Annotated in this window: 11 protein-coding genes, 1 tRNA gene and 1 riboswitch; of the genes, 5 read left to right on the forward strand and 7 right to left on the reverse strand. The window is 62.0% G+C overall.

The features are described 5' to 3' along the window. The first annotated feature begins 181 nt into the window (after positions 1-181). Positions 182-637: a hypothetical protein gene (locus tag AC6CIG_RS23180; RefSeq protein ID WP_127712666.1), complete on the forward strand. Its 456-nt coding sequence runs from the start codon at positions 182-184 to the stop codon at positions 635-637. 34 nt (positions 638-671) lie between these two features. Here AC6CIG_RS23180 and trmFO read toward each other — a convergent pair whose 3' ends face one another. The 3 genes from trmFO to AC6CIG_RS23195 all read right to left on the reverse strand — a co-directional run bounded on the left by trmFO (position 672) and on the right by AC6CIG_RS23195 (position 2,774). Next, entirely contained in the window at positions 672-2,090 is a 1,419-nt protein-coding gene (gene trmFO / locus AC6CIG_RS23185) for a methylenetetrahydrofolate--tRNA-(uracil(54)-C(5))-methyltransferase (FADH(2)-oxidizing) TrmFO (protein ID WP_127712665.1), read from the reverse strand. 92 nt (positions 2,091-2,182) lie between these two features. Further along, entirely contained in the window at positions 2,183-2,326 is a 144-nt protein-coding gene (locus tag AC6CIG_RS23190; protein ID WP_003529520.1) for a DUF1127 domain-containing protein, read from the reverse strand. 304 nt (positions 2,327-2,630) lie between these two features. Further along, positions 2,631-2,774, reverse strand: coding sequence for a DUF1127 domain-containing protein (locus AC6CIG_RS23195; RefSeq protein ID WP_003529522.1), 144 nt, complete (start codon positions 2,772-2,774; stop codon positions 2,631-2,633). 1,141 nt (positions 2,775-3,915) lie between these two features. Between AC6CIG_RS23195 and AC6CIG_RS23200 the strand changes: the two genes are divergently transcribed. Together AC6CIG_RS23200 and tig are read left to right on the forward strand one after the other, a co-directional pair. Further along, a tRNA-Leu gene (locus AC6CIG_RS23200) sits at positions 3,916-4,000 on the forward strand. A gap of 174 nt (positions 4,001-4,174) precedes the next feature. Beyond that, on the forward strand, positions 4,175-5,650 hold the full coding sequence (gene tig / locus AC6CIG_RS23205; protein ID WP_018097716.1) for a trigger factor: 1,476 nt from the start codon (positions 4,175-4,177) through the stop codon (positions 5,648-5,650). 163 nt (positions 5,651-5,813) lie between these two features. Here tig and gcvP read toward each other — a convergent pair whose 3' ends face one another. Genes gcvP through gcvT form a run of 3 tightly spaced genes read right to left on the reverse strand, consistent with a single transcriptional unit; the run spans position 5,814 to position 10,196 of the window. After that, positions 5,814-8,678 (reverse strand): aminomethyl-transferring glycine dehydrogenase, encoded by a 2,865-nt coding sequence (gene gcvP / locus AC6CIG_RS23210; RefSeq protein ID WP_127712663.1) that lies wholly within the window; start codon positions 8,676-8,678, stop codon positions 5,814-5,816. Further along, on the reverse strand, positions 8,678-9,040 hold the full coding sequence (gene gcvH, locus AC6CIG_RS23215; protein ID WP_029962390.1) for a glycine cleavage system protein GcvH: 363 nt from the start codon (positions 9,038-9,040) through the stop codon (positions 8,678-8,680). The genes gcvP and gcvH overlap by 1 nt, the downstream gene beginning before the upstream one ends. Before the next feature lie 16 nt (positions 9,041-9,056). Continuing rightward, on the reverse strand, positions 9,057-10,196 hold the full coding sequence (gcvT, locus tag AC6CIG_RS23220) for a glycine cleavage system aminomethyltransferase GcvT (protein ID WP_437407753.1): 1,140 nt from the start codon (positions 10,194-10,196) through the stop codon (positions 9,057-9,059). Positions 10,197-10,338: 142 nt separating this feature from the next. After that, a riboswitch (glycine riboswitch) is annotated at positions 10,339-10,426 on the reverse strand. 156 nt (positions 10,427-10,582) lie between these two features. Between gcvT and AC6CIG_RS23225 the strand changes: the two genes are divergently transcribed. Further along, positions 10,583-10,978, forward strand: a complete 396-nt coding sequence (locus AC6CIG_RS23225) for a hypothetical protein (RefSeq protein ID WP_018097713.1) — start codon at positions 10,583-10,585, stop codon at positions 10,976-10,978. A 92-nt stretch (positions 10,979-11,070) separates the two neighbouring features. Further along, positions 11,071-12,054, forward strand: coding sequence for a DUF1775 domain-containing protein (locus tag AC6CIG_RS23230; RefSeq protein ID WP_437407752.1), 984 nt, complete (start codon positions 11,071-11,073; stop codon positions 12,052-12,054). A gap of 24 nt (positions 12,055-12,078) precedes the next feature. On the opposite strand, the gene AC6CIG_RS23235 is transcribed toward AC6CIG_RS23230, so the two are convergent. After that, the gene (locus AC6CIG_RS23235; protein WP_127712660.1) at positions 12,079-12,444 is read right to left on the reverse strand and encodes a hypothetical protein; all 366 of its coding nucleotides are present in this window, start codon (positions 12,442-12,444) and stop codon (positions 12,079-12,081) included. Between the last annotated feature and the right edge of the window lie 250 nt (positions 12,445-12,694).

Genomic DNA, 12,694 nt, shown 5'->3' on the forward strand with positions numbered 1-12,694 from the left:
CTCTCACCCCGTGATGAGCACAGGGATGAAGGAGCAGAGATTACAGTCCTTCGAAAAGTGCTACAGCGCGCGTCTTGGACGAGGATTCATTCGCTAGGCGCTCGCCCGTCACGCTGGCGCAAGTCTCGCGGGATATGACCTTTCTCAATCGAAATCCCGTCGCGATCAAAGGACCCACGCGATGCTTTGGTTACTGCTCCTGGTGGCGATCGCCGCCGTCTGCGTATTTTATATTCGGATGAACGCACGCGCCGAGCGCGACGCCGACAATCCGGATGCCGGGTTGGCGATCGTGGAATTCGGCCGGGCATTCCCGGACGAAGCGATCCGGGCGCTGCATTCGACCGTCGACAGAACGGCGATCTTCCTGCGGCTGCACGATGGCAAGGCCGGATTCATACAATCGCACGGCACGCATTATGTCTGCCACGTCATTCAGCCCGGCAAGGTGCGGGTCAACACGTCCGAGAGTGGGCGCGGGCTGATTGTCCACTTCCCGGATTTCGCCTATCTGGACAACGCGTTCGAGTTTCGGACGGCCGCCGAGGCAGCCGAGGTTTCGCTCTGGCTGCTCGGCACCTTCAGTCCGAAATCGGAGTTGGAAGCACCGGGTGACGCGGCGCAGGGTCTGGACTGACCGGCTGAATCCGCAAAGGAGTTCTCGTCGCTCGTCAGACGGCGTTGCCGAGCCAGCTTGCGCAATCGCTCAGCGCGCGTGACGCCATCGCCTGCTTCTTTGCGAGTGCCTTCTCCTTGCCACGGAAGCGTTTGGCACCCTCCGGCCTCGTCAGGGCGCCCGGTTCGAGCGGCGGAAACAGCCCGAAATTGATGTTCATCGGCTGGAACGAGCGCTTGCCCGGTTCGTCGTCGGAGACGATGTGGCCGCCGGTGATGTGATTGAGGAGAGCACCGAAGGCCGTGGTCACGGGAGGTAGGACGGGTGAGGCGCCTTTGCGTTCCGCCGCGGCGAAGCGGCCCGCCAGCAGGCCGATGCTCGCGCTTTCCACATAGCCCTCGCAGCCGGTTATCTGGCCGGCAAAGCGCAAGCCCGGACGTGTCTTGAGCGTCAGCGAATTGTCGAGGAGCGTCGGCGAGTTGATATAGGTGTTGCGGTGCAGGCCGCCGAGCCTCGCAAACTCGGCGTTTTGGAGCCCCGGAATCATCCGAAAGACTTCGCCCTGCGCGCCGTATTTCAGTTTCGTCTGGAAGCCGACCATGTTGTAGAGCGTGCCGAGCGCGTTGTCCTGCCTAAGCTGAACCACGGCATAGGGCTTGACCGAGGGATTATGGGCGTTGGTGAGGCCCATCGGCTTCATCGGCCCGTGACGCAGGGTCTCGCGGCCGCGCTCTGCCATGACTTCGATCGGGAGGCAGCCGTCGAAATAGGGTGTGCCTTCCCATTCCTTAAAGCCGGCCTTGTCTCCGGCGATGAGCGCATCGACGAAGGCGTCATACTGCTCCTGTGTGAGCGGGCAGTTGATATAATCCTTGCCCGTGCCGCCTGGGCCGACCTTGTCGTAGCGCGACTGATGCCAGCAGATATCCATGTCGATCGTGTCGGCATGGACGATCGGTGCGATGGCGTCGAAGAAGGCCAGGGCATCGGCGCCGGTCTCCGCGCGGATCGCCTCGGCGAGGGCCGGTGCTGTAAGCGGGCCCGTCGCAATGATGGCGAGATCCCAGTCCTTCGGCGGCAGGCCCCCGACCTCTTCCCGCAGAACCGTGATCAGCGGGTGGTCTGCGATCGCTGCGCTGACGGCCTCGGCAAAGCCTTCGCGATCGACGGCGAGCGCACCGCCTGCGGGCACCTGGTTGAGATCGGCGCATCGCATGATGAGCGAGCCCGCAAGACGCATCTCCGCATGAAGCACGCCGACGGCATTGCTGGTCGCATCGTCGGAGCGGAAAGAGTTCGAGCAGACGAGTTCGGCGAGGCTCTCGGTCTTGTGCGCATCCGTGCCGCGGACGCCGCGCATTTCATGCAGGATGACCGGCACGCCCGCTTCGGCGATCTGCCAGGCGGCTTCCGACCCGGCGAGGCCGCCGCCAATGATGTGGATGGGCGAATGGGAGGACGTCGTTTTGTTCATGGGCGGCTTCCTACCACAGGCATCCGTCGCTTCCAAGAAACGAAAACGGCGCCCGAGGGCGCCGTCTTCAAGCCAAGCAATGCTCGATCCGATTAACGGAAGGAGCGAGCCGCAATGTTGCGGATGTCGTAGCGGGTAATGCCGATATCGTTCAGAGCGTGGTTGGAAAGGCTGCCCAGCTCGGCAACGGTACGGCGGTAGTTGATCCAGCTTTTTGCAATGCGAATCGGGTTCATGGTCGTTTCCTCAAGAAGATCGCTCGCGACAGTGATTGTCTGCGTCGTTGAGGTTCTTATACGCTCGTCTAACTGGAAGATGGAGTGCAAAGTAGATGCATCTGCTATGCATTTGTGCAGTGCATCGATCATTTCGTGGGCATGCATCTCGGCCGGTCCGAAAATGCGCCATCGATTAAGTTTCGGTTAAGTTGCTTTTGCAGGGATTGCTGCACGAGATCAGAACGACTCAACAGAATAAAAAAACGCCCGCCGGAGAACCGGAAGGCGTTTGAACGGCCATTATCTGGCGAAAGCTTGATGCTTACTTGATTGCCTGACGGGCAACGTAGGGGATGTCTGCGCGGCCGATGCCAAGGTCAGTCAGCTCACGGTCGCTCATGCGGCCGAGCTCGTTGCAGGTCTGACGATACTTGCGCCAGTTATTGAAAGAACGTGCGAGGTTCATGATCCTATTCCTTTCTAGGTCGTTCGCCAGCGCTCTATCTCTCTTGCTGGCCGTCATCTTATGAACCGGAATATAATCGGTTTGAGCCGGGATTACAGAGCTAATGCTGCATCGCACCCATGCGCGGCGTGCAAAGCTTTTCGGTGGCATTAACCGGAGTTTAACCTTTTGTTGCCGATGCCGGCCTCTTGCGCATTTCCAGACCGTTCCAAAGACCTTGGCGGTCTCTCAGAGAGCGCGGCGCGTAGTGCGATGCTCGGAGCAAGGGAGTTGGCAGAAATAAACAACGCCCGCTGGGGGAGGAGGTCCAGCGGGCGTTGCTTGATCTGATTGGCAACCGGGAGGAGGAGTGTCGCCAATCCGTATCGGGCGCGCTGGGAGGAGGAGTGCGCTGCCCGATCGATGATTGGAATATAGGCCGAACCCCCGGATTCTGCTAGGGGCCGCCGGGAATGGCACCTATGCAAATGGTGCATGGCTCAAGCGTCGGACGATCGCAAAATGCCGAAATAATGGGCAGATGGAGGTGCCGTACGGAATATCTGAGGGGAGAGTGACGCCCGTCGGGGGAGGAGGACCGGCGGGCGTCATAAATGCGATTGGCAACTGGGAGGAGGAGTATTGCCAATCCTATCGAAGCGGCGATGGGAGGAGAAGTGCGCTGCTTCGAATTCTGTCGAGCTCAGGCTCGGATCTTCGCGGGATTTCCCGCTGCGGGCGATCATGCCCGCCGGCGTCCATTCGGCTATCACCGCGGCGCTTCGTTGATCTGGAATATAGTGGCCTTAAATCGATTTGTGCAGTGCAATGTCCACATGGAAGATATGCGGATTGCGCAACGCGGATTGCCGTTCGCCGTCCCGCCGATGGAGGGCGAGGATCCAGTAGCTGTCATGCGGTGGAACGAAGCATCACGTTTCTGCCGGCATGCTTTGCTAAGGAGCCTCGAGCCGCCCGTTCGAAGCCGGGGCTGCGAGCGGGCAACGGGCGCGAGCATTTTCCCTTTGATCCGATGAAAACGAGTGTTATAGAGACGCCGCGCTCGGGAGCCCTGAACCTTTCGCATGGCCCAAGAATATCCGCGGCATTCCGCTGATGAGATCTTGTGAGGAATGCGATTGGGCGGTGCGGTCGTCTGAACGCGGGTATGGTGAAATTGGTAGACACGCCAGATTTAGGTTCTGGTGCCGCAAGGCGTGGGAGTTCAAGTCTCTCTACCCGCACCAGGACGATATAGCAGTCACGCGTCGGTATTCGGCGCTGGGAGGGCCGGCAAGGCGCCATTTTGCTTGCAAAGCGGTCGGAATTGCGTAAAGCCACTCCCGGCAAATGGATCGGCTCACGTGCTCGCCTAGCCTTTCAAGGGAAGAGCACTGTCAACGTGAAGTGAAGGTTTTAACATGCAGGTTATCGAAACGCTCGCTCAAGGGCTGAAGCGCGAACTCAAGGTCGTTATCCCGGCCGACGAAATGCAGGCTCGGATGAACGAGCGCCTCGTCGAAGTGAAGGATCGTGTTCGCATCAACGGCTTCCGTCCCGGCAAGGTGCCGGTTGCGCACCTCAAGAAGGTTTACGGCAAGTCGATCATGGCCGATCTCGTCAACGAGATCGTTCGTGAAAAGCCGACGGAAATCCTCACGAGCCGCGGCGAAAAGTCGGCCACCCAGCCCGAAATCGCGATGACCGAGGACGAGGCAGAAGCCGACAAGATCCTGAGCGCCCAAGCCGATTTCGAATTCACGGTCGCCTACGAAATCATTCCGCCGATCGAACTCAAGGATGCAAGCGGCATCAAGGTCACCCGTGAGGTCGTCGACGTCAGCGAGGATGAAGTCAACGAGCAGATCCAGCGCATCGCCGAGAGCGCCCGCACTTACGAATCGAAGAAGGGCAAGGCTGCCAATGGCGACCGCGTCACGGTCGACTATCTCGGCAAGGTCGACGGCGAAGCCTTTGACGGCGGCAAGGACGAAGATGCGGAGCTCGTGCTCGGGTCCAACCGCTTCATCCCGGGCTTCGAGGAGCAGCTTGTCGGCGTAAAGGCCGGCGATGAAAAGACCATTACGGTCACGTTCCCGGCCGATTATCCGGCAGCCAACCTTGCCGGCAAGGAAGCAACCTTCGACATCACCGTCAAGGATGTCGCTGCCGCTGCCCCGATCGAGATCAACGACGAGCTGGCAACGAAGCTCGGCCTCGAATCCGTCGACAAGCTGAAGGAAATCGTCCGCGGCCAGATCGAAAGCCAGTTCGGTTCGATCACCCGCCAGAAGGTCAAGCGCCAGCTTCTCGATCAGCTCGACGAACTCTATCAGTTCGATACGCCCGAGCGCCTCGTCGATGCCGAGTTCGAGAACATCTGGCGCCAGATCAACACCGACCTGCAGCAGGCCGGCAAGACCTTCGCCGATGAAGACACGACGGAAGAAGAAGCGCGCGCCGAATATCGCAAGCTCGCCGAGCGTCGCGTCCGCCTCGGCCTGGTTCTCTCCGAAATCGGCGAAAAGGCCGGCGTCCAGGTCAGCGATGACGAGATGCAGCGTTCGCTGTTCGAGCAGCTGCGTCAGTTCCCCGGACAGGAAAAGGAAATCCTCGAATACTTCCGCAACACGCCCGGTGCTGCCGCCTCGTTGCGCGCACCGCTCTTCGAGGAGAAGGTTGTCGACCACCTGCTCACCGAGGTTTCGGTGACCGACAAGAAGGTCTCGAAGGAAGAGCTGACGGCTGACGACGAAGCCGACGAAAAGCCGGCCAAGAAGACGGCCTCCAAGAAGAAGGCAGCCGCCAAGGCCGAAGCCGGCGAGGGCGAAGAAGCCGCCGCGCCGAAGAAGAAGGCCCCGGCCAAGAAGAAGGCTGCGGACGAGAGCGCCGAGTAATCGCATCTCTCAAGGATAGGAAGAGGCCGCCTCCGGGCGCCTTCCCGACCGAAAACCGCTGCACACTTCTCCTGGAAGTGCTTAGACCAGCAAAAAGCCCGGCCAAGCCGGGCTTTTGACGTGGCAGGCAGGCGCTTGAACCGCACCCGATCGGATCACATCGTCATTCCGCCGCTTCCGCGTAGCTCTCGATCGGCGGGCAGGTGCAGACGAGATTACGGTCGCCATAGACATTGTCGACACGGTTGACCGGCGACCAGTATTTGTCCACGCGGAAGGCGCCCGGTGGGAAGCAGGCCTGCTCGCGCGAATAGGGCCGGTCCCAGTCGCCGACGAGGTCCTCGACCGTATGTGGCGCGTTCTTCAGCGGATTGTTGATCTTGTCCATCCGGCCGTCCTCGATGGCGCGGGCCTCTTCGCGGATTGCCAGCATGGCGTCGCAGAAGCGGTCGAGCTCGGCCTTCGTTTCCGATTCCGTGGGTTCGATCATCAATGTGCCCGCGACCGGCCAGCTCATCGTCGGCGCATGGAAGCCGCAGTCGATCAAGCGCTTGGCGACGTCGTCGACCGTGACGCCGGCGCGTTCGGCGAGCGGACGGGTATCGATGATGCATTCATGTGCGACCCGGCCCTTCGCCGACTTGTAGAGCACGTCATAAGCACCCTTCAGCCGGGCGGCGACGTAATTGGCGTTGAGAATTGCAACCTTGGTCGCTTGCGTCAGGCCTTCGCCGCCCATCATCAGGCAATAGCTCCAGGAGATCGGCAGGATCGAGGCCGACCCGAACGGCGCGGCGGAAACGGCGCCTTCGTGCCCGTCGGTCTGCGGGTGTCCCGGAAGGAAGGGGGCGAGATGCGACTTGACGCCGATCGGGCCCATGCCGGGGCCGCCGCCGCCATGCGGAATGCAGAAGGTCTTGTGCAGGTTCAAATGACTGACATCCGAGCCGATGTCGCCGGGGCGGGAAAGGCCAACCATCGCATTCATGTTGGCGCCGTCCAGATAGACCTGGCCGCCGTGCTTATGCACGACCTCGCAGACCTCGCGGACGTTCTCCTCGAACACGCCGTGCGTCGAGGGATAGGTGATCATGCAGCAGGAGAGGGAGTCCGCATACTGCTCCGCCTTGGCGCGGAAGTCGTCCATGTCGATCTCGCCGGCGTCGCTTACCTTGACGACCACCACCTTCATGCCGGCCATCTGCGCCGAGGCCGGATTCGTGCCGTGCGCCGATGTCGGTATCAGGCAGACGTCGCGATGTGCGTTGCCGTTGGCGATATGATAGGCGCGGATCGCGAGCAGACCGGCATATTCACCTTGGGCACCCGAGTTCGGCTGCATCGAGATCGCATCATAACCGGTGATCGCGCAGAGCTTTTGCGACAGGTCTTCGATCAGATGCTGATAGCCGAGTGCCTGGTCGGTCGGCACGAAGGGATGGATTTCCGAAAACTCCGGCCAGGTGATCGGCAGCATTTCCGCTGTCGCGTTGAGCTTCATCGTGCAGGAGCCGAGGGGGATCATCGCGCGGTCGAGCGCCAGATCGCGATCGGCGAGGCGGCGCATGTAGCGCGTCATCTCGCTCTCGGCGCGGTTCATGTGAAAGATCGGATGGGTGAGATAGGCGCTGGTGCGCAGCAGTTCCTGCGGCAGGCGGTAGTCCGGTTCGAATTCCTCGACCTTGAAATCGCCGCCGAAGGCGCGCCAGACGGCCTCGAGCGTGACCGGCCGCGAACGTTCGTCGAGACTGATGCCGATCCTGGTCGTTCCGATCTTGCGAAGGTTTACCTCCTCGGCCACGGCGGCTTTGAGGATGATGCCCTGCAGCTTGCCGACTTCGACGGTGATCGTATCGAAGAAGACATCCGGTTCGACGGTATAGCCGAGCTTTTCCAATCCCATGGCAAGCCGCACCGTCTTCTGGTGCACGCTCTGGGCGATCGCCTTCAATCCGTCCGGACCATGGAAGACCGCATACATGGAGGCCATGACGGCAAGCAGTACCTGCGCGGTACAGATGTTCGATGTCGCCTTCTCGCGCCGGATATGCTGTTCACGGGTCTGGAGCGACAGCCGGTAGGCCCGGTTGCCCCGCGCATCGACCGACACGCCAACGAGGCGGCCGGGCATGGAGCGCTTGTAGGCGTCCTTGACCGCCATATAGGCGGCGTGCGGACCACCGTAGCCGACCGGAACGCCGAAGCGCTGGGTAGAACCGATCGCGATGTCGGCGCCCATTTCCCCCGGAGACTTCAGAAGCGCCAGCGCCAGCGGATCGGCTGCGACGGCGGCGATTGCACCCTGCTCGTGGAGCTTGGCGATCAGGCCCGAGAAGTCGCGGACATGGCCGTAAGTGCCGGGGTACTGGAAGATCGCGCCGAAGACGCCAGCAGCGTCCAGATCCTCGAAGGGATCGCCGACGACGATCTGCCAGCCGAGCGGCTCCGCCCGGGTCTTCAGGAGCGCAATCGTCTGGGGATGGCAGTTCTCATCGATGAAAAACGCCTTCGCCTTGGACTTTGCAACGCGCTCCGCAATGGCCATGGCTTCGGCTGCTGCCGTCGCCTCGTCGAGCAGCGAGGCGTTCGCGACGTCCAGCCCGGTCAGATCGCAAACCATGGTCTGGTAGTTGAGCAGGGCTTCCAGCCGCCCCTGACTGATTTCCGGCTGATAGGGCGTATAGGCGGTGTACCAGGCCGGGTTCTCGAGGATATTGCGCTGGATGACCGGCGGGGTGATGGTCCCGTAGTAGCCCTGACCGATCAGGGACACGAGCTTCCGGTTGCGGTTCGCGGTTTCGCGCAGCTTGTCGAGTGCCTCGCGCTCCGTCATCGGCTCGCCCCAGGCAAGCGGCGTCCGCTGGCGGATCGACGGCGGCACGGTGTCGTCGATGAGCGCGTCGAGACTGGGATAGCCGACGACCTTCAGCATCTCGTCCATCTCGGCCGGCGAAGGGCCGATGTGACGTCGATTGGCGAAGTCGTAAGGCTTGTAATCGGTAAAGGTAAAGTCCTTGGGCATGCTCATCAGGCGACGAACTCCTTGTAGGCCGCTTCGTCCAGGAGCGCATTGGCAGCGTCCGGATCGGCGAGCTTCAGTTTGAAGAACCAGGCCGCGCCTTGCGGATCGCTGTTGACGAGCGACGGATCGTCGACGATCGCCTGATTGACCTCGACGATTTCGCCATCAAGCGGACAATAGACGTCCGATGCCGCCTTGACGGACTCGACCGTCGCGGCCGAGTCGCCCTTGGAGAAACTGGCACCCGCTTCCGGCAGCTCCACGAAGACAAGATCGCCGAGCTGGCCCGCGGCATGCTCCGTGATGCCTACGGTCGCGACGTCGCCCTCGATCTTCAGCCATTCGTGTTCCTCGGTGAATTTCAGCATACGCAGGTTCTCCTGATCAGCGTTTGTAGGTTTGTTTGATGAAGGGCAGGGCAGTGACGGCGATGGGCAGGTATTTGCCGCGCACCTCTGCGAACAGTCTGGTGCCGATTTCGGCGTGCTCGGCGGCGACATAGCCCATGGCGACCGGTCCATCCACGCTCGGTCCGAAGCCGCCGGAGGTGACGGTTCCTGCCGCCGTCCTGCCCTCCGCATCGGCAAAGAGATTGGCATTGCCGCGCACGGGCGCCCGGCCTTCGGGCCTCAGGCCGACACGCCGCCTGGAAACTCCGTCGGTGAGCTCGGCCAGTATCCGGCCGGCGCCCGGAAAGCCGCCGGCGCGCTCACCGCCGGCGCGGCGGCTGTTCTGGATTGCCCATTCGAGGCCCGCTTCGATCGGGCTCGTATTCGTGTCGATATCGTTGCCATAGAGACAAAGCCCCGCTTCGAGGCGGAGCGAGTCGCGTGCGCCGAGCCCGATGGGCAGGACGTCGGGATGTTCGAGCAGGCGCTGCGTCACATCCACAGCCGCGTCGGCGGGAATGGAAATCTCGAAGCCATCCTCGCCGGTGTAGCCGGAGCGGGAGATGATACAGCTCACGTCGTGAAGGTCGGCTTCGGCGACATCCATGAAGCGCATCGACGCGACGTCCGCCCACAGCTCGCACAGAACCGCTCCGGCCCGGGGCCCCTGAAGGGCGATCAGGGCACGGTCTGTCAGCATGGTCACGTCGCAGGCGCTGCCGAGACCGTCCCTGAGATGCGCAAGATCGGCATCCTTGCAGGCCGCGTTGACGACCAGGAAGAGATGATCGCCGCGATTGACGATCATCAGGTCGTCGAGAATACCGCCTGCGGCATTGGTGAAGAGGCCGTAGCGTTGCCGGCCCTCCCGGAGTCCGAGCACATCCGCCGGCACGAGCTTTTCGAGCGCCAGCGCCGCCTCCTCGACTTTTCCCGATTTCGGCCGCACGACGATCTGCCCCATGTGGGACACGTCGAAAAGGCCGGCGGCGGCGCGGGTATGCAGATGCTCCTTCAATACGCCTTCCGGGTATTGGACCGGCATGTCGTAACCGGCGAAGGGCACCATGCGCGCACCGAGCGAAAGATGCAGCGCGTGCAACGGCGTGTGTTTCAAGGTGGAAACGTCTTCCAAGTCCGGCCTCCAGGTCTGGCGCGTCTTCGCGCCGGCTCACAATACCGGCGTCATGCGCCGACAAATTCGAGCCCCCTCTGTCCCTTTGCCTGAGATTGTTATCCCTTCGGCGAGCGCGAACGCTTCTCTCCAGAGTCCTACCGGCACCTTGCTGGTCCTTTGGCCTGAGAGTTTCCGGGGCGGTTGCTCCTTCGGCACCGGATCGAACCGGTTTCTCCCAACAAGGTCGAATCCAGATAACGGCGAAGGCCGGATTTTGGCAAGGGCCTATGTCGCGACCAAACATATTTTTGTCGCCCTGGCTTCATCCTCCGCGACCGGTGCGGCAAAATCGGCCTTTGCAATTTTCCTGGGCAGCGGATAGGGAAGACCGAAGAGAGGTGGCCATGACGGGGCGCGAGCGGAAATGGGGAATTGGGGTGCGGCTGCTCGCAGCCTTCGCACTCCTATTCCTGTCCTTCGCTCATAAGCCAGCCCTTGCGAAAGCCATCGGCCCGGCGATCTCCGCCGAATATCTTCTCCCCGACGGCACCTTCGCCGATATCTGCTTCGGCACGGGCGGCGTCGATCATGACACCGGCCACGGCAAGTCGTCGTCATCGGCTCCCGTTTGCGAAGCGTGCCGGCTCGCCGCCTCCGTGCTCCTGCCGGCGGCGCCCGATGAAAGCTCGACGGCCGAAAACGGCAACTGGATTGCCGGAACGCCGATCGTCGCCGCCGAGGCGGTGCTTCTGCCCCTGCGCCTGTTGCCGCCACCGCGCGGTCCGCCGGCCCAACCGTAGATCTCCTCGAATCCAACCCAGAATTTCTTGCGCCGCTATGCGGCATTGACCCACGAAGGCCGCGTTCCGGCACGTGGTTCGGAGATTACGACATGAACAAGATCAGACTTTCCTTGCTTGCCACCGGCCTCACAGTTGCCGTGGCCGGTCCCGCCCATGCCCATGCGACATTCGAGACGGACAGCGCGCCGGCCGAAACGACCGTCAACGCCACCCTTCAGGTGCCGCATGGCTGCGACGGCAAGGCGACGACCGAAGTACGGGTGCAGTTGCCGGAGGGGTTCGTCTTTGCCAAGCCCCAGCCGAAGCCCGGCTGGGAGCTGGAGATCATCAAGGGCGACTACCGGAAGACCTATGACGATCACGGCACCAAGGTTTCCTCCGGTCCGCTGGAAATCCGCTGGAAAGGCGGCAACCTTCCCGACGAACATTACGACACCTTCGTCATGCGCGGGAAACTCGCGGGTTTCGACAAGGAGACCGTGCTCGCCTTTCCGACGACGCAGCTTTGCGGCGCCGACGGCAAGGTGGTCTGGGATCAGGTGGCGGCGGAGGGCCAGGACGCCCATTCCCTCGAGCATCCGGCGCCCACGATCACCGTCACCATGGCGACGGGCGGCGATGAGCACTCCGCTCACGCGGGGCATCATCAGTCCGCGGCCGAAGCGGTCAAGGTCGGCGACCTCGAGATCTCGGGCGGAGCCGTGAAGGCCATGCTGCCCGGTGCCAAGGTCGGCGGCGGCGGCTTCGTGGTCAGGAACGACGGCAGTGCCGACGACCGCCTGCTTGCCGTCGAGAGCCCGGCCGCGGGTCGAGTCGAACTTCACGAGATGACGATGGAGAACGACGTCATGCAAATGCGCAAGCTCGAGGACGGCATCGCCGTTCCCGCCGGTCAGGCAGTCGAGCTGAAGAACGGCAGCCTGCATCTCATGTTCATGGAGGTGAAGAAGCCCTTTGCCGAGGGCGACATGGTGCCGGTGACGCTTACCTTCGAGAAGGCCGGTGAGGTCGACTATGTCCTGCCGGTCGGCACGGCGGCGGGCAGCGCTCATTCCGGGCATAGCCATCAATAGCTGCCGGCGTGATCCTTGATCGGTTCAGGTTCCCTGAATGAACCGGTCGAGCATGTCGGTGAGCGCAACTTGCTCCGGTTCGTCGCCGGCAGGTCCATCTTCCTGCCGGCGATCTTCTTCGCGGCCGTCTTCGTCCTCCGCGTTTTCGAGATAGCGGCGAAGCGTTTCGGCCTGTGTCTGTTGCGGCAGACGGCGCTCTGCGCAGATCAGCATGAGGTGCAGCGGCAGCGCGCTTCTGATCTTCGGGACCGCCGCCTGCTCTTGGCCGCGCGCGGAAAGCAGTGTGATTGCCTCGTCGACAGGTCCATCGCCACGCAGGCGTGTGGGCGGCTTCAATGCGTCCGCCGCATAGGCCGCCGTCGTCGCGGAGATGGTAACGACCTGGGTCATCCTGTCAGTCCTCGGGCACGATAATCCTTTCCTGTGCCAGACTGCGATTGCGAGCAGGTGAAATCGGGTGATCGAATTTTAAGAAAATCGTAACGATTCGAGGGCTGCGGGCTGAACGTTGCGCAATTTTGTGTACCGTCGGTTGAACGGTATGTACAATCGCAGCCGTAACCGAGAACCGGCGCGGCTTCTGCGCCGGCAAAGAATTTAGTTCATAAAAGTCATATTGAAGAAGGTCACTCACGAAAGG

Source organism: Sinorhizobium sp. GQ132 (genome assembly GCF_059758575.1).